This is a genomic window from Kitasatospora acidiphila (assembly GCF_006636205.1).
Taxonomy (GTDB): Bacteria; Actinomycetota; Actinomycetes; order Streptomycetales; family Streptomycetaceae; genus Kitasatospora; species Kitasatospora acidiphila.
Genome location: NZ_VIGB01000003.1, coordinates 38,115 through 54,770, shown reverse-complemented (window position 1 = coordinate 54,770; position 16,656 = coordinate 38,115). Strand labels below are relative to the sequence as shown.

The window sequence follows — 16,656 nt, the reverse complement described above, 5'->3', positions numbered from 1 at the left end:
GGCAGGTGTCAGCAGGACCGGTGCGTGGAAGGCGCGGGACAGGATGCTTCCGCCGAGCCGCGGGAGCGGGCGGGATCGGGAGGAGGTGAACCACCGTGGTCACGGGACCCTTTGGTGACCACGTCAGAAACCTGGGCCGGAATATCAAAGCTTACGGGCGGGAAGTCTGGCGCAGCGGCCAGGAGATCGAGCTGCTTCATCGGGCGATGGCCTTCGCCGCGTTGTTCTTTGTCACGCTCGTTCCGCTGCTGGTGGTTGTCGCCGCGGCGCTTCCGAGCCGGGGCGGCGGGATTGCGGAATGGATCAACGTCGGTCTCGCGTTGTCTGGCCGTTCGGCCAAGGCCGTGGCCGAGCTGTTCGCTTCGCGCAGCGAAGTGCTCAGCACCACCACCGCGTTGAGCCTGGCTGCGCTCGCCGTTTTCGGGATCTCGCTGATGGCTGCGGTTCAGCGGGCCTATGAGCGAATCTGGCAACTGCCCGCCGGCTCCTGGCACGCCGCCTGGCGCCAGGTGGTCGGGCTGGCCGGGCTGGTCGCCGTCCTCCTGCTCACCACGTGGCGGGACCTGTTTCCGCGTGACCCCACCGTGTCCACGGCGCTGCGGGTGGGCCTGAGCGTTTGTGCAGGAGTGTTCTACTTCTGGTGGCTACAGCACCTGCTGCTCGGCTCCCGGGTGCCGTGGTCGGCCCTGCTGCCGGGTGCGGTGGCGACGGTGGCCGCCTTCGCGGGTCTCCGCGTCTTCTCCCAGCTGATCTTCGCGCCTCTCATCGTCTCCAATGCTGTCTCCTACGGCTCGGTCGGGACCGTTCTGGTCGTGCAGTCCTGGCTGATCGGAGTCGGGTACACGGTGTACGCCGGCGCGCTGGTCGGCCATGCCTGGCGCCGCGGGCGTCCTCGAAAAGACCAGTAAAGGCGTGGCTGGCACCGCCCTGCCTCCGGACGCGGACGGGTGGTGTACGGGTGTGTTTGGTGACCTTGGGGCCCGGCAGGCGCACCGACCTCATCGACACCCGATCACGTTTCCAGGAGAGCCCTCATGGACGACCTGCCACGAGGCAGTGCGGGCGGCGTTCCCCTGCACCATGACGACCACATCCTGGGCACCCGGCCCCGTTCGGGAGGGGATCCGTGCCTGCCGAATCGCCTCCGCAGCGCCAGGCGTCGGCACAGCCGCCGGCCGGGCAGCCAGGCGGTCTGCCCGGACAACTGGACTCACCACCAGCGGCTCGGGACGCCCCGGTCGCTCGGGAGGACTCAGTCGCTCGGGACGACGCCGCAACCAGTGCCGGGCGGCGACACTCCCGCTGGCATCTCCACTTCGGGCACTGAACCAGGGGTACCCCGATCCGAACCGCCGAGGGTACTTCCCGGGCTGCTGCGCGAGCACGGACGAAACCAATACCGACAAGCCGGCGTCCCCTCCGGGACAAGCCCTCACCTCGATACCAGTTGCTGGTGCTCACACCGTCCTGTGCTCGGTCCGAGCGGATCAAAAGATCTCACTGTCCGTCAGGTACCTCGCGGGCTGGCGGCCAAGCCCGTGCGCAGACACTGGAAGCTGTGGGTGAGCAGCCGTGAGACGTGCATCTGGGAGATCCCGAGGCGCTGCCCGATCTCGGCCTGCGTGAGGTCCTGGGTGAACCGCAGGGCCAGTATTGTGCGTTCACGCTCAGGCAGTGCGGCTATCAGCGGTTTCAGGGACTGTACGTCCTCCACTATGGCGAGCGCCTGGTCGCAGCAGCCCAAGCGACACTCCTGGGTGCTGTCCGCGTCGCCATTGTCCAACCGCGCGTCCAGTGAGGTTGCGGTTCGTGCGGCGGCAACTCGGAGCGCTTCGACCACCTCGTCCTGTGGCAGCGAGACATGTACGGCGAGTTCCTCCGTGCTGGGCGCCCGACCAAGATCCTGCTCCAGCTCGTACGTGCCCCTGACGACGGCGAGCCGGGCCTCCTGAAGAGGTCTGGGGACATGCACCGCCCAGGTCGAGTCGCGGAAGAACCGGCGGATCTCGCCGATGATCGTCGGGAGGGCGAAGGTGGTGAACTCCACTCCACGGTCCGGGTCGAAGCGGTCGATGGCCTTGATCAGGCCCACGGTGCCGGTCTGGATGATGTCGTCCATCGATTCGTGGCTGCTGCGGAAGCGTCTGGCGGCGAACTTGACGAGGGAGACGTTGAGTTCGATCAGCGTCCCGCGCACATAGGAGTGCAGCTCCGTGCCCTGCTCCGCCTGCCGCAGGCGGAGCAGGAGGACGCGCGACAGTTCCCTCGCCTCGGTGGTGCTGACGGCCAGTGGATCGGCGATTTCCGGCAACCCGTGCCGGCGGGGGCAGAAACCCGAATCGGTGCCCGTACTCGGCTTGATCCCCGGCGCCACCGTTGTCGGCATAGCCATTGAGTGTTCCTTCCCCTGGTACCCCATCCACCTTGTCCACGTTGGCCACGCGCTTCGGACGCGCTCGATTCGCACCGATCGCCCGTGCGTTCCGCAGCGAGGCTGCCGAAGCAGGATGCGTCTGCCCGGTCCCCGCAGACCCAACGCCGAGGCCGGTCCGGCTGCGCAACGGCACTAGCTCAGGCTGGCCTTGGACGACTCTCGTCGCTCCGAAGGAAGTGGACTCGCTCCTGCACATCCTCGGCCTCCCAGAAGCGGCGGCCCACGCATGTGAGCGGGGCGAAAGCGGCGGCCCACGTCCGCGTGTGAGCAGCACCGTCCGGGATCATCGAGGCCAGGGTCGGCCGCGCGCAGGTTCGGAGGACGGAGCATGTCGATGTCCGCCTTCGGCTTGCTTGACGCCGTCCACCAGCGAGCGCGATCGGTCATGCCGACTCGCCGCCATTGAGGGAGCCGAGCACTTCCCGGGTACCGGTGACGTCGATGAGCCGCGATACCTGGGGGCTCACAGAACTCACCCGTACGGCGCATCCAATGGCTGCGGCGCGGTTGCGCGCCCAGAGCAGGACGTTCAGACCGGCGCAGTCGCAGAACGACAGACCCGCGAGGTCCACTTCGAGCCCGACGGGGCACTCCTTCAGAGCGGTCGCCAGCGCGTGCCTGAACGCGTCGGCGCCGTCATAGTCGACCTCGCCGACCACTGCTAGCAGGGCCGACCCATCGGCCTGTTTGGTGATTTCAACGGTGAACCGGACAGCTGCGGACTGTGGCCCCAGCGTCGGCGTGCCCGCGGCGGTTGGCGATACCGGTGAAGCCGACTGCTGGCGCGCCTGGTGACGGGACATGGCCGTTCTCCTCCCGCGAGAGGAAGGGTTCTAGACCGATCGTCTGTCTGTCATTGAAGCATGTCAAGGAATGCGTGAAACTTTGTTCGCATATTTGAGGACGTGAAATGCCGATCGTACGATGGGCAGATGGACGCGAATGCCGCCGGCCGTCGGACGTGGACGTTTCTGACCAACCACGCCCGGGTGCTCTCGCTGATCGCCAAGGATCCCGGGATCCGGTTGCGTGACGTGGCCGCGACCTGCCAGTTGACCGAGCGCGCCGTGCAGACGATCGTCGCCGACCTGGAGGCGGACGGTTACCTCACCCACTCGCGAGAAGGGCGGCGCAATCGCTATCACGTCACGCCCGACACCCAGTTGCGGCACCCCGCCGAAGCCGGCCACACCGTAGCCTCCCTGCTCCAGCTGCTCGACGAGGAACCCACTACTACCGACGAAGAGCCGGACCATCCCTCTGAACGCCCTGCCGAGCGGAATTCGTGACCGCCACGGCTCCGCGCTCCCGCACGGGTCCTCCACTGGCGCGGCTCCCCGCATCGGGCCAAGGCGGATGTGCTCCACATGGCCGGCAAGCTCATCGGCCGCGGCATGGTCCTGCTCGGCCTCACCATCCGGAGCCGCGTTCCCCCTGCTGCTGCGGACGGCCACGGCCACACACGCTGCTGGCCGAGGTTCGCAGCGGCTGCGTTCTGGCCCAGGTCGCTGCCTCGTGGCTCGTCCTGCCGCTGTTGACCTTGTGCCGAACCGAGCGACGCAACTCCCGGCGGCAGCACACATGCTGAGCGGTGAGAGAAAGCGGGACTCGTCGGTATGCCGTTCCCGCAGGCACGAGACCTCGGATGGAGGTTCATGTGTGTAGTCGCGCGTCGTGGGTACGCGCGAACCACAGCAACCTCGCCGCGCAAGGCTAGAACCAACAGGACCAGGCGGAGGTGACGGGGTGAACAGCATCGTGAGAACCGGAACCGGTGGCGCCCGCCGCGGGTTGGGCGATGCTCGCCGTCTCGACCTTTCCACGGCGCAGCACGCGGTCATCGCCGCTCGCGACTTCACTCGAGGCGTTCTCGCCGACTGGGGGCTCGGCGAGCCCGTCGGAAGCGACGCCGTCCTCGCGGTGTGCGAGCTGGTCGCGAACGCCGCACAACACGCCGGAGGCCCTCGAACGCTGCGGCTGCACCACTCCAAGACGGCGCTGCGCATCGAACTCAGCGACCCGGATCCCGCTGCACCAACACCCCGTCCCCCGGGTATCGGGCGACCCGGCGGATACGGGCTGATCGTGCTCCAGCGGCTGTGTCACCTCTGGGGCAGCGATCCGCGCTCTACTGGGAAGACGGTCTGGGCGGAAATCCTCCTCTCACCACCGGCACCCGGCCGCTTTCGCGTACCGGTGCCAGCGCACCAACCTCGGTAACCTCGGCGCCCTAAAGCCGGCCCGTGAGGCACTGGAGCGTCCCGTGGTCCGCCCCGAGCCGGTGGGAGCCGCCGGCTCCGGCAGGAACGGGCCGGCACTGGGTGGCTCCTGCCTCTGCATGAACGCCCCTGTTCGGGGAACGTGCACCGCGCGTTAACCCGGCCGGAGCAAGCCGGCCCGGGCGTCGGCATCATCCAGCATCGAGGAGAACAGCCATGAGCGGCGAGGACAAGGTCAAGAACGTCGCCGAGAAGGCGAAGGGAAAGGCGAAGGAGGCTGCGGGCAAGGCGGTCGGCAACGAGCGCCTGACTGCGGAGGGGAAGGCCGACCAGGTCAGCGGCGACGCCAAGCAGGCGGGAGAGAAGGTCAAGGACGTCTTCAAGCACTGACCATCTCGAGGAGGGGCCTGTCGGTTGCACCGGCGGGCACCCTCCGGAGGGGGAACGCGATGCGGATTCGACTCGCCCGACCGAATGCCGGGGGCTTGGGGCGCGACGACCGCCGGAGCACCCGTGCCGCCGCAGCGTGGGTTGGCGCGACCCTGTTCGCGCTGGTGCTTCTGATCTTGTTGATCTTCGTTCTCGAGAACGGCGATTCTGTGGAGGTGGCGTTCTTCGGCGCCCACGGAAGTATCCCGCTCGGGGTCGCGCTGCTGGCCGCGGCCTTCGGCATCCTCCTGGTCGCCGCTCCCGGCACGGGCCGGATCCTGCAGCTGCGCCGCAGGCTGCGCGGCCAAGAGACGGCGGCGGAGCCCGTCGTCCGCCCGGTGCGAACCCCCGGGCGGACCGATCGCACCACCTCCGGGAACGGCGACGGCCCGATTTCCTGAGGTCGCATGGTCGGTGAGGCCTGCACGCGTGGAACGACGAACTGCGGGCAGGCGCCGAACATGAGCACCTCGCACATCGAAGCGGAACGAAAGTTCGAACCGGCGTCAGGCGCCAACACCGCCCAGGGATCTTCCCCGCGGCTGGACAGCGTCCCCGGTGTGGCGGACATCCGCAAGGCGGACTCGCAGACCCTGGATGCGGTCTACTACGACACCGTGGACCTGCGGCTGCTCACCCACGGCGTGACCCTGCGTCGGCGCCTGGGCGGAACGGACGCCGGGTGGCACCTCAAACAGCCGCACGCCACCGACACCCGCCAAGAGGTCCGGCTGCCACTGCAGGCGGGACCGCCGAACCGGATCCCACCCGAGCTGACCGCCAGGGTGAGTGCTCTGGCGCGAGGCCGCACGCTGACGCCGGTGGCCCACCTGCGCACCAACCGCGATCGCCGGCTCCTGCTGGACCGCAGCGGACGCGCCTTGGCCGAGGTCACCCAGGACCGGGTCATCGCCCACCACTTCGACCCGGCAGCTGGTCCACACCCGGATTCACATCGGCACGGCACGGGGACCGGCTCCAGCACCGAGGCCACCAAGTGGACCGAGTACGAGGTAGAGCTGAACGAGGGCGGTCCAAGCCTCCTCGACGACGTGGAGCAAGCCTTCGCGGAGTGCGGGATCGTCCGTTCCGCGTATCCTTCCAAGCTCGCGCATGTCCTGATCCAGGCCGCACCGGACACCCTCGCGCCTCCTCCTGTCCCCGAGGACGGCATCGGCGAAGTCGTGGTCCGCCGCCTGCGTCAGCTGTTTGCGACCCTCCTGGCGCTCGATCCGGCAGTCCGCGACGACCGACCCGACGCCGTGCACCGCATGCGCGTGACCACCCGCCGACTGCGCAGCACGCTCAAGGCCTACCGCCGGTTCTTCGACCGCCGTCGGAGCGAGCACCTGGCCGGAGAGCTGCGCTGGCTCGGGCACCTGCTTGGTGCGGCACGCGACCACGAGGTGCTGGGCGACCTGCTCATCACCCGGCTGGACGAGGTTCCGCACCAAGCGCGGCAGAGCGCGCTGCGCGGGCGACTCACCGCCTGGTCAGCACGCGAGTACCGGCAGGCCTGGCAGCAGGCAGTCACCGAACTCGACGGCCCTCGCTACTACGCACTGCTGGACGACCTGGAACTCTTCCTCGACGACCCGCCGCTGTCCGCCCGAGCTGGCCGGCACGCGCGCAAGCAGCTATCCAAGACGCTCCGACGCGAGCAGACCCGGACGATCCGGCGACTCGACGCCGCCCTGAGCCTTGCTCCGGGCCCTGACCAGGATGCGGCCCTACACAGCGCCCGCAAGGCCGCCAAGCGGGCCCGCTACGCCGCGGAGACCGCCCGCCCGCTCGCAGGCAAGCCGGCCAAGCGCTTCGCCAAGCGCATGAAGAAGCTTCAGCAGGGCCTGGGCACCCACCAGGACTCCGTCGTAGGACGCCGAACCCTGCTCGCTCTCGCCTCAGCACCCACGGCCGACGCACCCTGGCACCTCTTCGCCTACGGCGTCCTCTACGCCCTCCAACAGCGCAGCGCCGAAGTCGCACTCGAGGAACTGCCCGCCCTGCGCTCACGCGTTCTTGACCGCCGACTCTCCCGGCTCTGATGAGGACCGGGTCGGCTGACCACCTCTCCCGTCCCACCCGACATACTGACGGCCCAGCAGGGACGTGCCGCGCAGAAGTCCCCGGTCTCTCGAACGCCTAGCAATGCTCTGGCTGTTCGCCCCCGGTGAGGGGTTGTCCTGTATCACGTGTCCCAACCACTGCCGAGAACCCCACCTCGCCGGCCTCGACCTGCCCCGCCAGCCGGCGGGCCGGTGCGCGCACGCATCACCGCGAGGGGCCCTCGGGCCGCAATGACACCCTCGACCTGTTCGACATCCGCGAGTCCATACCCACGTCTGCCACCGCCGCGCAGCCGAGCCGCCGGGTGGTCGATCCACCGTCACGGCGCAGTGCGCCAGCGGTTGGGGGCCTGGCCTGGGCCGGCGTCGACGAAGGCACGTTCTTCCGGCACTCCCGGACAAGCGCGAGGTGCGGGCCTGACACTCCGTAGCCACCGCCGCACGACCTGGGCCAGACCGGGAACGGCTCTGGTGCCGATTCCGTGATCCGGGCGCAGTCCGTAAAACGGAAGGGCGTCGTGGAACAGGCGTCCTGTGTGGGCTGTGCGCGCACGGCTGGCTACGGCAACGCGGCAAGCGGCCGGTTCGAACTGGCCCCCGCGTCACCTGCCGGGCCACGGGTGGCCGAGGCAGCGCCGGTGGTCGGCTGATATCCCGCCAATGCCCGAAGGGCTGCCTCGGCCTGGTGGCTGGGACCGTCCTTCGGGCATTGAGGGTGATGGTGGGTCAGCAACCGCACTCCTCGCCGCGCCACGCCTCGATGCCCTCGCGCACCGCAAGGCCGGCAACCAGCAGACCGACGACTGGGTCGAGCCACCACAGGCCGAACAGCGCGTTGGCGAGCAGGCCGACCAGAACGGCAGTGGCCAGGTAGGCGCACAACAGGTTCTGGGTACCCTCGCCGGAGGTGGCACCGGAATCCAGGGCCTTGCCCAGTCGGTGCTTGGCCCGGCCGAGCAGCGGCATGACGATCAGTGACGACCTCAACGAACTCCAGGAGCTCGTCGACAACCCTGACGAGACCGACGACCTGCTGCGGCTGGGCCTGCACCGGCTGCCGATCGGCGAATTCCCCCTCCTGCGCGGTCTCGCGACCGCCCTGGCCTCTTATGACGGCGCTGCCGAACTCGAACGCGGCCTCGACATCCTCCTCGCCGGCCTGAGCACCGCACCCGCGTAGCGCACACGCCCCAACTCCGATGACGTAGGGCTGGCCCCGAGCCGGTTGCTGGTCGTGATGTCCGCCAGGCGCCCGCAGCCGCCGCAGCCGTGTCCCGCGCGGCAGAGAGGGGGCAGAGGGGTAGGTAGAAGGCATGACATCTCGACATCCTGTCGAGCGGGGCGGCGGCCACCGGGGCCGTTTCGAGCGGTTTGCCGAGCGCGCATCGAACCTTTCCAGTTCGCCGCTGTTCTTCTCGTTCTCTCTGCTTCTGGTCGCTGTGGTCATCGGCGTCCACATCGCCGGCCTGCCGCTGGACTGGCAGTACCTCGCCGGAGACGCAATGTCGGCGGTGATCTTGCTGCTGCTGGCCCTGCTCCAGAACTCGGAGCGGCGCGCGGAGCACGCGATCCAACGCAAGCTCGACGCCATCGCCGGCGCTCTGCTGGACCAGCGGCAGGGCAAGACCAGCAAGGCGTTCGAATCGCCGGAGGAGGCGATCCGGATGGAGCAGGAGACCTGAACGGCACTCTCCGCCAACCGAGCCTGAACCCGGTTCTGCCGGCGGGCCGCGTGGCACCGGGCCGGGTGGCGTGCTGAACGGGGAAGATTACGGCGCAAGGACACTCATGCCTGATGCCATCGTGATCGGCGCCGGCCCCAACGGGCTGGTGGCAGCCAACGTCCCGGCCGACGCCGGCTGGCAGGTTTGAGGTCGCTCCTCACGTACGTGCCCTCGCTCGCGGCTTTCAGCGTCGGGGTGCCGGTCCTGAATCGTGCGCGACGACTCGGCGCGGCTCGCGAGAACGAGAGACAGCCAGCGCTCGCGACTGCCGGGTTTTGCGGCGGCGACACGGGTGAGACGCGTCGTGGGACACGATTTCGTGACCGAGGAGGGAGCACCTCATGACCAACACCTCGCGACTGCCCGGCGCCTTCGACCACTACTGGGAGTGGCAGCTGCGGGCGGCCTGCCGCAGCGTCGACACCAGCCTGTTCTTCCATCCCGTGGGGGAGCGCGGCGAGGCCCACGACAATCGGGAGCAGGCCGCCAAGCAGGTCTGCAAGCGCTGCCCCGTGCGCGAGACCTGCCTCTCCCACGCCCTGCGAGCGCGGGAGCAGTACGGCGTCTGGGGCGGCCTGACCGAGGACGAGCGCACCGAACTCCTGCGCCGCGAAAGGGGGGCCGGTGCCGGTCGAGTCAGTCCTCGGTCAGGAGGGCGGCTCGCAGGTCGGTCAGTGTCCGGTTGAGGAGCCGTGAGACGTGCATCTGTGAGATGCCGAGGTGGCGGCCGATCTGGGCCTGTGTCAGTTCGGCGCCGAACCGCAGCGAGAGGATCGTGTGCTCGCGCTGCGGGAGTGCGGCGATCAGTGGTTTGAGGGCCTCCAGGCAGAGCACGGTCTCGAACGCCCGCTCCTCCCGGGCGACTTGGTCGGCCGCCAGGCCGCCGCCCTCGCCGGGTCCGCTGCCGGGGGCGGTTGTGTCGAGGAAGCCGGCGCTCTGCGCCTGGGCGGCGGTGAGGCCTTCCAGTACCTCGGTCTTGGTCAGGTCGAGGTGTGCGGCCAGTTCGGCGGGGGTCGGCTCCCGGTCCAGCTGCTGCTCGATCGCGTCCGTGGCCTTGGCCAGAGTCAGTCGCAGCTCCTGCAAGCGCCTCGGGACGTGGACCATCCAGCTGGTGTCGCGGAAGAAGCGCTTGATCTCGCCGCTGATGGTCGGAAGTGCGAAGGTCGAGAACTCGACGTTGTAGGACGGGTCGAACCGGTCGATGGCCTTGATCAGGCCGATCGTGCCGACCTGGAGGATGTCGTCCATTGGCTCCTTGCGGTGGGCGAACCGGCTCGCGGCGAACTTGACGAGCGCCGTGTTGAGCTCGATCAGGGTGCCGCGCACGTAGGAGTACTCTGCGGTGCCGTCCTCAGTGGCGCGCAGCCGTGCGAGGAGCACCCGGGACAGTTTCCGAGCGTCGTCGGGGACGGTCTCGGCGGGGTCGCCCAGGTCGATGTCCAGGTCTGCGGCGAGCCTGACGAGGTCGGCCAGGCCGGTCAGCTCACCGGTGTCGGGTGCCGGTTCGGTGAGCCGGGCGCCGTTGACGCGGGCAGTTGTCGAGGGGCGGGACGCGGCGGTCGGCATGCTCTCTCCTCTGCTGGTGGTCACTCGCTCGGGCCAATGGACCTCGGGTGCCCCGTTGACGCCAAATCAGCCGTGGATGGACCGAATAACCACGCTATGTCCACTCCGTGTCCACGAGCGGTGTGATCCGGCCGCGCATGTGCCCAGCGCCCGCTCGGCGGGAGGGTCGCCCCGTACGGTCGTTGCAGCAGAAGCCGGTTGACTAAGAAGGAATGGGGTTGGGAGCCCACCGCGGATCCGGAGCAGTGGGTGGGGCCGACGACGTTCTGCTCCTCATGTCCGAGCTGGTCACCAACGCCTGTCAGCACACGGGTGGTGCGGGTCAGTTGGTCCTCTCAGCGAACCCCCGTCTGCTGCGCGTCGAGGTACTGGGCAGAGCCGTCGCGCCTTCGGGAGCCGAATGTGTCCGGGCGGCCGGGCGGCCGGGCGGCCGGGCGGGCACGGGCTGCACACCGTCGCGCTGCTCGCGAGTCGCTGGGGTCACCTGCCGCGCAACGACGGCCCGGGCAAGGCGGTCTGGGCCGTGTCCGGTGAATCGTCATTCGATCTTGGAACCGGACCACCTTCCTTGATCGTTTGTCTGGCGTGGGACGTGGCGATCTGACGAACGAGGAGTGGGCTCGGCTGGTGCCGTATCTGCCTGCCAACGGTGGGCGGGGCGGGCAGTGGAGCGACCACCGTCGTGTGCTGAACGGCATCTACTTCCGCGAGCGCACGGGCGTCCGCACGGTGCCAAACTCGGCATCGACGTCGAGGTCGTCCAGGGGGATTCGCAGGTCAAGGGGTTCGTGCCGGTGCCCAAGCGGTGGGTGGTCGAGCGGGGGTCGTATGCGAGAGCTGCTGGAGAAGACCGTGCGAATCGACCGGCTGGCCCGGGGCTCAGCGGGCGGCCGTCCACCCGCCTTCGATCGCGCGGCGTACAAGCGCCGCAAAGAGGTCGAGCGCATGATCAACAGGCTGAAGGGCTTCCGCGCCGTGGCGACGCGCTATGACAAGCGCGCCTACGTCTTCCACGGCACCCGTGGTTGTCGCCGCGATCCGTCTCTGGCTCCGTGACTGATGCGTCACCGTCGTCAGAGTTGCGGCAGTCGGTCCGCGACCGTGGGAGAGCGTCGCTCCTCAAGCCAGAAGAGATAGACGCGCAGGTGCGATGCCAGCTCGCCCTCGAGGTATGCGGCGTACTTCAGGGCAGCGGCGGCCACACCCTGTCCTGCCTTCGCGTCGTCGGCCTCCCAGTCGGCTCGCCGGTTCGCCAGATACTCCCTGACCCGCCCTCGATCGCGCCACCATTCCCGGACCGCTGCCGGCGTCCAGCGGGTGTCGCCATTGCAGCCGTAGCCGGAGAATGCCTCGGCCTCCGCCGCGTCGACCAACTGCTGAAGCTCCTCCGCGGTCCGGGGCTGCCGGTACACGTACTCAGTGAAGTAGTCGGCCTCGTAGAGCACAAGCCCGGGGGCGTGAATACGGCCCGTGCCGCAGTTGTCGGTCTCGGCCCCGTAGAACGGTCCGGGCACGTTGAGCCACTTCCGATCCGACCAGCGCCCCAGGAACGCCGCTCGCGCATCGTCGAGCAGAGGCACCGGATCGAAGTAGAGGTCCACGGCAGAAGGTTAGCCATGTCCTGAACGATTCACCGGACACGGCCTGATCGGAGGTCGACCTGCCGTAGCGCCGCCGGCCGCGGCGAACGGCCAAGCCGGGGACGTCACCCCGGCGACCGGCTGAGCCCTGACGGCCCGCCAGTTCGTCAGTCAGGTCGGTGGACGACTCCGACTCGGGGCAGCGCCTCGGGAGCGTGCTCGCGCAGGTAGGCGAGCAGTCGTTCACGGATCCAGCAGCGCAGTTCGAAGGCGTCACCGGCGTTGCGGGCGGTCATCAGGGCGCGGACGACGATGGTGCTGGGTGTGGTGTCCACGAGTTGGAGTGCGCTGCCGGCCCCGTCCCACTTGGGGCTCTCCTTGAGCAACCGCTCGAACTCCGCGCGCAGTTCGGTCATCGGCGTGCGGTGGTCCAGGTGGAGCAGCGCGGTCCCGGTGATCGCGGGGTCGCGGCGGGACCAGTTCTCGAACGGCTTGCCAACGAAATACGACACCGGCATCACGATCCGCCGCTGGTCCCAGGTGGCGACCACCACGTAGGTCAGCGTGATCTCCTCGACGGTTCCCCAGTCGCCCGCGACCAGCACCTCGTCGCCGAGCCGGACCATGTCGCCGAAGGCCAGTTGGATACCGGCGAAGACATTGGCCAGGGTGCTCTGCGCCGCTACCCCGACGACCAGGCCGACGATGCCCGCCGACGCCAGCAGGCTGGCGCCGACCGCACGGACTGCGGGGAAGGTCAGCAGCGCGGTCGCCAGGGCGAGCACGGCGATGGCCGCGCCGGCCAGCCTGCCCAGCATCCCGGTCTGGGTCCGAACCCGGCGGATCCGGGCCGGGTCGCGCCCCTCGCTCGCGTACCGGGCCAGTGAGGTGTCGATCAGCAGCGCCACAAGCCGCGCGGCCAGCCAGGCGCCAGTGGCTAGCGAGGCGAGCAGTAGCGCGTGCCGCAGCGGTGCGCGCACCTCGGCCGGCAGGCCCGCACCGGGCTCGACGGCGAGCAGAAGCAGTGACCCGAGCGTCAGCAACACCGGTATCCGACAGGTGCGCAGCAGCCCGCGTAGCTGTGGACCCGGCAATGGCATGTTCGCCCGACGGGAGAGCAGCAGCACCAGACGGTCTGCCGCCAGGACGGCCAGCACGACCGCCGCGGCCAGTGCGAGCGGCCTGACCAGGTTCCACACAGTTGTCTCAACTCCTCATCCGCGGCTCACGGCAGGTGGGCAGGTCGGCAGGGCCGGAAACCCGAGCCGACCGCCTCCGGCCGGACTCGTCTGCCCGGCAATACCACTCGTAAACCGGTCCGAGGCGCAGTTGCTCTGCCAGCGCGCCTTCTCTCGCCGCATCCGGGCCGTGTCCACCACCGCGTTCAGCAACAACCCGGTGTCGATGAAGTACCGCGGGCTCCTCAAGCCCACCAAGTGCGGCCCCGCGACCGACAACGCCTGGAACTTCCAACTCCAGTACCAGGAGCCCATGGGTAAGTACGACCTCGCCACTTGGACCACGACGTGGGGCACATCCGCCCGCCCGGACCCCGGAGAGCAGCATGTGAACAGCAGCCAGATCCAGAACCAGGTGTACGTCGCCTGCAACCCGCTCGATGAGTGCCGCCGGATCCGCATCCTGGCTTCGTTCACGTGAAGTAGCAGCGTTCGGTCAGCGGTTTGGGCGGCAGTTGGCGACCTTGAGTGCTGCGGATGTTCACGAGAAATAGCGTCAGCGGCGGTGACGGCCCTTCGACTGGAGGACGGAGGGCCGTCGACTGGAGCCTGTCCTCTCCGACTTCAGGTTGATCGAGCCATGTGCGATGGTGGTGGCCATGCCGCAGCTTGGTCACCGCCTCCGTTCCTTCAGGTTGATGTTCGGGCTCGCTCCGACGGGTTTCGCTGCATGCCGGGAGACAGACAGCCCGGCTCTGGAGCACGCCTTGGACGACATGGTGACGCTCTGTGGCATACCTCGGAGCCAGGTGACGGTCTACCGGCATTTGTTCGTAGCAACGAAGACGTCCGGAAGATGCTCGGACTGCAGGGCGAGGCAGCCGATGCCTCGACCGTGCCCTGAGACAGGCAGGCCATGAGCCTGCGGCGGTCAGCTTGCCTTCGCGGGCGTTTCGGTCCGCGCCCGGGTGCTGGCGAGGCGATAGGAGTCGGTGCCGGTCTCGGTGATGCCGTACACCTGTACATCCTCATCGCCCGCGGACGGGTCGACCTCGCTCACCGGGACAACCGCAGCGACCGGGACACCGACGCTGACCTCGGTCAGGTCACCGTCCGGGCTGTCCGGAGTGACCGGCCGGGCACGCTGACCGACGGTCAGGACAGTGCCGGTGACCCGAGTTCTGCTCGGGCGGTCAGCCACCCGGTCACTGCTCCCGAACAGCAGCCGCAGCTGACCTCGGTCACTCCGGTCAGGCCCGTTGGCCTGGGCGGTCACCGGCCGGCCCCGGCCGGTCAGTGACCGACCGGTCGGCGACGAGCCGGTGACTGCTACTCAGGGCAGCCTGACCCAGGTCGCTGACCTGGGCGGTCATCCGGTCAGTGCCCGGCCGGGTAGCGACCGGACTCCGGGGGAGCGTCGCACTGACCTGGACACGGAGGAGCTGCTGACCACCGTCCGACAGGCGGTCAAAGAGGAGGACAAGCTGACCCCGCCGGGTGGTCGCCGACGCGATCACGGTCCATCAGACGAGTCAGCAAAAGGTCAGCAAGCGTACGAGCAGACCCTGCAATACGCGTGTGAACCTGAGAATGATGCAGCGGTTCAGCGTGACCCGAACTCGGCTGGGGCTTCGAGCAGGTGCAGCTGAACCTGCAGGGCACCGGCTATCTCGCCCCGCCGCCCGGCAAGTTCAACGAGGGCTCGACCGGCGGCCGCAGCGCCACCTCCGCCCAACCCTGGTACCAGCGCGGGGTGGTGCCCCAGGCGCTGGCCACCGCGGGTGGCACCGTTCCCGCCCATCGCGAGGTGCCGGACATCTCGGCCGACGGCGACGGCGTCACCGGCTGGCTGATCGGCTTCGCCAACGGCGGTTCCTACCACGAGGTCACGGAGGCCGGCACCAGTGGCTCCGCGCCGCTGGTCCCGGGCCTGGAAGCGGACGCGGCGCAGGCCGCCGGGCATGCGCTCGGCTTCGCCAACCCGCTGCTGTACTCGCTGCGCGGCACCCCGGCCATCCACGACGTGCTACCCGCCCCGGTCGGTAAGGCACCGCTGGCGCTGACCTACCGGCCGTCCTGGAGCGCGGCGGGGACGTACACACCTACCTGGACACCTTGGACCAGGACAGCACGCTGCACACGGCTCCCGGCTATGACGACGTGACCGGCCCGGGCGGGGTCACCGCCGCCTTCGTCTCCTCGTTCGCCAAGCGCTGAGCCATCTCCGGTCCTTTCCCGGTCCCGTCAGGCGCCGCCCGGATCAGGGCGGCGCCATCGGTGTGTCGAACGCGGCGTGGGCCGGGGTCAGCCGACCGTCACGGCCGCCGTCATCTCCCACACCAGGGCCTCGGCGCCGTCGGGTCCGCCGGTGATCCGCCGGCCGTCGGAACCGGTGATCCGGGCGGCGTCGCCGGTGCCCAGCGGGCCCGCTCCTTCGAGCTCGGCGCTGCCCCGCGCGATGAACAGGTGGGCGAACGGCGAGGTGGGCAGCTCCAGGGTCTCCCCGGGCCGGATCCGGGAGACGTGCAGGGCGGCGTGCTTCTGCCGGATGCCGATGGCGCGCTGGTTGGTGTGCTCGGGCATGCCGGAGGCCAGGGTGACCCAGCCGCCGCGGGTGAGCTCGTCGTTGATGTCGAGCTGCTCGTAACCGGGCTGGATGCCGGCGGCGTCGGGGATGGTCCACATCTGCAGGAAACGGACCGGCGTCTGGTGCTCGGGCTGGCCGGTGAGCGTCCAGGAGTCGTTCTTCTCGCTGTGCAGGATCCCGGCGCCGGCGCTCATCCGCTGGGCCAGGCCCGGGTAGATCACGCCGTTGTGCCCCTCGGAGTCCTGGTGGACCAGGGAGCCCTCGAGCACCCAGGTGACGATCTCCATGTCGCGGTGCGGGTGGGTGTCGAAGCCGGTCCCGGGCGCCACCACGTCGTCGTTGGAGACCAGCAGCAGCCCGAAGTGGGTGTTGGCCGGGTCCCAGTGCCGGGAGAACGAGAAGGAGTGACGGGAGTCGAGCCAGTCGGTGCGGGTGTGGAAGCGCTCGTCGGCGCGGCGGACGTCGAGTACGGATGCCATCGGAAGTCCTCCTTCGGTGTTGTTGATGATTCAACAATACTCCTCGCGAGGTATTCCCACCGTCGGCGGGTGCGTGCATGCGGCTGCCGTCCGGAAGGAGCAGCCTTGAGACATGGACACCGACATGCGCAAGGATGCGATCGCCGAGGTGGCCGGCATCGACGCCGACGCCCGCTACCGCCTGGTGCGCTTCCGCGGTCACAACTGGGAACCCGTGGACGAGCAGGAGTTCCGCGCCGAAGCCGCCCGCCTGTTCCCCGCGACCGATCCGACCGAGCCCGGCCGCGTCGCCTGGCAGGACCACCCGTGGGAGTGGCCCAGCTGGCACGCGGGCGAGGCATAGCGGCGAGGCATAACGCAGAACGGCCGCTGCGGCGGGCCGCCACGCAATCCG

The 16,656-nt window shown here is 69.1% G+C and carries 21 protein-coding genes and 3 pseudogenes; 15 read left to right on the top strand and 9 right to left on the bottom strand.

Translation table 11 applies throughout. The features are described from left to right. The first annotated feature begins 95 nt into the window (after positions 1-95). The gene (locus E6W39_RS01510) at positions 96-908 is read left to right on the top strand and encodes a YhjD/YihY/BrkB family envelope integrity protein (RefSeq protein WP_228717899.1); all 813 of its coding nucleotides are present in this window, start codon (positions 96-98) and stop codon (positions 906-908) included. A gap of 599 nt (positions 909-1,507) precedes the next feature. Here the strand turns inward: E6W39_RS01510 and E6W39_RS01505 are convergent. Both E6W39_RS01505 and E6W39_RS01500 read right to left on the bottom strand, forming a co-directional pair. Then, positions 1,508-2,374, bottom strand: coding sequence for a SigB/SigF/SigG family RNA polymerase sigma factor (locus tag E6W39_RS01505; RefSeq protein WP_228717898.1), 867 nt, complete (start codon positions 2,372-2,374; stop codon positions 1,508-1,510). 443 nt (positions 2,375-2,817) lie between these two features. Further along, positions 2,818-3,237, bottom strand: a complete 420-nt coding sequence (locus E6W39_RS01500; RefSeq protein WP_141631887.1) for an STAS domain-containing protein — start codon at positions 3,235-3,237, stop codon at positions 2,818-2,820. A 129-nt stretch (positions 3,238-3,366) separates the two neighbouring features. Here E6W39_RS01500 and E6W39_RS01495 point away from each other — a divergent pair, with 129 nt between their 5' ends. The 5 genes from E6W39_RS01495 to E6W39_RS01475 all read left to right on the top strand — a co-directional run bounded on the left by E6W39_RS01495 (position 3,367) and on the right by E6W39_RS01475 (position 7,127). Continuing rightward, entirely contained in the window at positions 3,367-3,723 is a 357-nt protein-coding gene (locus tag E6W39_RS01495; RefSeq protein WP_141631886.1) for a helix-turn-helix transcriptional regulator, read from the top strand. Between the two features lie 457 nt (positions 3,724-4,180). Then, on the top strand, positions 4,181-4,654 hold the full coding sequence (locus tag E6W39_RS01490) for an ATP-binding protein (protein WP_181799035.1): 474 nt from the start codon (positions 4,181-4,183) through the stop codon (positions 4,652-4,654). A 215-nt stretch (positions 4,655-4,869) separates the two neighbouring features. Beyond that, positions 4,870-5,043 carry a CsbD family protein gene (locus tag E6W39_RS01485; RefSeq protein ID WP_141631884.1) on the top strand — a complete coding sequence of 58 codons (174 nt, stop codon included), beginning with the start codon at positions 4,870-4,872 and terminating at the stop codon, positions 5,041-5,043. A gap of 95 nt (positions 5,044-5,138) precedes the next feature. After that, positions 5,139-5,483 (top strand): lipopolysaccharide assembly protein LapA domain-containing protein, encoded by a 345-nt coding sequence (locus E6W39_RS01480; RefSeq protein ID WP_220140146.1) that lies wholly within the window; start codon positions 5,139-5,141, stop codon positions 5,481-5,483. 60 nt (positions 5,484-5,543) lie between these two features. Continuing rightward, a complete protein-coding gene (locus E6W39_RS01475) occupies positions 5,544-7,127 on the top strand; it encodes a CYTH and CHAD domain-containing protein (protein ID WP_181799034.1) in 1,584 nt (527 codons plus the stop codon). Between the two features lie 747 nt (positions 7,128-7,874). On the opposite strand, the gene E6W39_RS01470 is transcribed toward E6W39_RS01475, so the two are convergent. Further along, complete coding sequence (locus tag E6W39_RS01470; protein WP_181799033.1) at positions 7,875-8,114, bottom strand: cation diffusion facilitator family transporter; 240 nt, start codon at positions 8,112-8,114, stop codon at positions 7,875-7,877. On the opposite strand from E6W39_RS01470, the gene E6W39_RS01465 reads away from it, so the two are divergent. The 3 genes from E6W39_RS01465 to E6W39_RS01455 all read left to right on the top strand — a co-directional run bounded on the left by E6W39_RS01465 (position 8,113) and on the right by E6W39_RS01455 (position 9,558). Further along, positions 8,113-8,328, top strand: a complete 216-nt coding sequence (locus E6W39_RS01465) for a hypothetical protein (protein WP_220140145.1) — start codon at positions 8,113-8,115, stop codon at positions 8,326-8,328. The genes E6W39_RS01470 and E6W39_RS01465 overlap by 2 nt on opposite strands. Positions 8,329-8,461: 133 nt before the next feature. Further along, positions 8,462-8,830 (top strand): hypothetical protein, encoded by a 369-nt coding sequence (locus E6W39_RS01460; RefSeq protein WP_141631881.1) that lies wholly within the window; start codon positions 8,462-8,464, stop codon positions 8,828-8,830. Positions 8,831-9,213: 383 nt separating this feature from the next. Next, positions 9,214-9,558: a WhiB family transcriptional regulator gene (locus E6W39_RS01455; protein ID WP_141631880.1), complete on the top strand. Its 345-nt coding sequence runs from the start codon at positions 9,214-9,216 to the stop codon at positions 9,556-9,558. Here E6W39_RS01455 and E6W39_RS01450 read toward each other — a convergent pair. Next, entirely contained in the window at positions 9,509-10,438 is a 930-nt protein-coding gene (locus E6W39_RS01450; RefSeq protein WP_141631879.1) for a SigB/SigF/SigG family RNA polymerase sigma factor, read from the bottom strand. The two genes, E6W39_RS01455 and E6W39_RS01450, sit on opposite strands and share 50 nt — an antisense overlap. Positions 10,439-11,023: 585 nt before the next feature. Between E6W39_RS01450 and E6W39_RS43930 the strand changes: the two are divergent. From E6W39_RS43930 to E6W39_RS40810, 3 pseudogenes are all read left to right on the top strand, one after another. Continuing rightward, positions 11,024-11,104, top strand: a pseudogene (locus E6W39_RS43930) (hypothetical protein); the annotation flags it as partial. A 59-nt stretch (positions 11,105-11,163) separates the two neighbouring features. Beyond that, positions 11,164-11,259: pseudogene (locus tag E6W39_RS40815) on the top strand (IS5/IS1182 family transposase); the annotation flags it as partial. Between the two features lie 85 nt (positions 11,260-11,344). Then, positions 11,345-11,498: pseudogene (locus E6W39_RS40810) on the top strand (IS5/IS1182 family transposase); the annotation flags it as partial. A gap of 13 nt (positions 11,499-11,511) precedes the next feature. Here E6W39_RS40810 and E6W39_RS01435 read toward each other — a convergent pair. Both E6W39_RS01435 and E6W39_RS01430 read right to left on the bottom strand, forming a co-directional pair. Next, the gene (locus E6W39_RS01435; RefSeq protein WP_141631878.1) at positions 11,512-12,039 is read right to left on the bottom strand and encodes a ferredoxin; all 528 of its coding nucleotides are present in this window, start codon (positions 12,037-12,039) and stop codon (positions 11,512-11,514) included. A gap of 146 nt (positions 12,040-12,185) precedes the next feature. Further along, positions 12,186-13,217, bottom strand: a complete 1,032-nt coding sequence (locus E6W39_RS01430; protein WP_141631877.1) for a mechanosensitive ion channel family protein — start codon at positions 13,215-13,217, stop codon at positions 12,186-12,188. Here E6W39_RS01430 and E6W39_RS43925 point away from each other — a divergent pair. After that, entirely contained in the window at positions 13,117-13,677 is a 561-nt protein-coding gene (locus E6W39_RS43925; RefSeq protein WP_407658346.1) for a GNAT-like putative antirestriction protein, read from the top strand. The genes E6W39_RS01430 and E6W39_RS43925 overlap by 101 nt on opposite strands. On the opposite strand, the gene E6W39_RS01420 is transcribed toward E6W39_RS43925, so the two are convergent. Both E6W39_RS01420 and E6W39_RS42580 read right to left on the bottom strand, forming a co-directional pair. Next, positions 13,670-13,873 carry a hypothetical protein gene (locus E6W39_RS01420; protein WP_141631875.1) on the bottom strand — a complete coding sequence of 68 codons (204 nt, stop codon included), beginning with the start codon at positions 13,871-13,873 and terminating at the stop codon, positions 13,670-13,672. The genes E6W39_RS43925 and E6W39_RS01420 overlap by 8 nt on opposite strands. Before the next feature lie 254 nt (positions 13,874-14,127). Further along, positions 14,128-14,256, bottom strand: coding sequence for a hypothetical protein (locus E6W39_RS42580; protein WP_267286664.1), 129 nt, complete (start codon positions 14,254-14,256; stop codon positions 14,128-14,130). 579 nt (positions 14,257-14,835) lie between these two features. Between E6W39_RS42580 and E6W39_RS01410 the strand changes: the two genes are divergently transcribed. Further along, the gene (locus E6W39_RS01410) at positions 14,836-15,360 is read left to right on the top strand and encodes a hypothetical protein (RefSeq protein ID WP_141631874.1); all 525 of its coding nucleotides are present in this window, start codon (positions 14,836-14,838) and stop codon (positions 15,358-15,360) included. A gap of 140 nt (positions 15,361-15,500) precedes the next feature. Here the strand turns inward: E6W39_RS01410 and E6W39_RS01405 are convergent, their stop codons facing one another. After that, a complete protein-coding gene (locus E6W39_RS01405) occupies positions 15,501-16,262 on the bottom strand; it encodes a pirin family protein (protein ID WP_141631873.1) in 762 nt (253 codons plus the stop codon). Positions 16,263-16,374: 112 nt separating this feature from the next. On the opposite strand from E6W39_RS01405, the gene E6W39_RS01400 reads away from it, so the two are divergent. Next, on the top strand, positions 16,375-16,605 hold the full coding sequence (locus E6W39_RS01400; RefSeq protein ID WP_228717897.1) for a hypothetical protein: 231 nt from the start codon (positions 16,375-16,377) through the stop codon (positions 16,603-16,605). The last annotated feature ends 51 nt before the right edge of the window (positions 16,606-16,656 follow it).

Coding starts and splice junctions, on each gene's coding strand:
- E6W39_RS01470 (WP_181799033.1), bottom strand. CDS start 8,114: ATGCCGCTGCTCGGCCGGGCCAAGCACCGACTGGGCAAGGCCCTGGAT.
- E6W39_RS01495 (WP_141631886.1), top strand. CDS start 3,367: ATGGACGCGAATGCCGCCGGCCGTCGGACGTGGACGTTTCTGACCAAC.
- E6W39_RS01500 (WP_141631887.1), bottom strand. CDS start 3,237: ATGTCCCGTCACCAGGCGCGCCAGCAGTCGGCTTCACCGGTATCGCCA.
- E6W39_RS01460 (WP_141631881.1), top strand. CDS start 8,462: ATGACATCTCGACATCCTGTCGAGCGGGGCGGCGGCCACCGGGGCCGT.
- E6W39_RS01405 (WP_141631873.1), bottom strand. CDS start 16,262: ATGGCATCCGTACTCGACGTCCGCCGCGCCGACGAGCGCTTCCACACC.
- E6W39_RS01400 (WP_228717897.1), top strand. CDS start 16,375: ATGGACACCGACATGCGCAAGGATGCGATCGCCGAGGTGGCCGGCATC.
- E6W39_RS01455 (WP_141631880.1), top strand. CDS start 9,214: ATGACCAACACCTCGCGACTGCCCGGCGCCTTCGACCACTACTGGGAG.
- E6W39_RS01450 (WP_141631879.1), bottom strand. CDS start 10,438: ATGCCGACCGCCGCGTCCCGCCCCTCGACAACTGCCCGCGTCAACGGC.
- E6W39_RS01475 (WP_181799034.1), top strand. CDS start 5,544: ATGAGCACCTCGCACATCGAAGCGGAACGAAAGTTCGAACCGGCGTCA.
- E6W39_RS01485 (WP_141631884.1), top strand. CDS start 4,870: ATGAGCGGCGAGGACAAGGTCAAGAACGTCGCCGAGAAGGCGAAGGGA.
- E6W39_RS43925 (WP_407658346.1), top strand. CDS start 13,117: ATGTTCGCCCGACGGGAGAGCAGCAGCACCAGACGGTCTGCCGCCAGG.
- E6W39_RS01465 (WP_220140145.1), top strand. CDS start 8,113: ATGACGATCAGTGACGACCTCAACGAACTCCAGGAGCTCGTCGACAAC.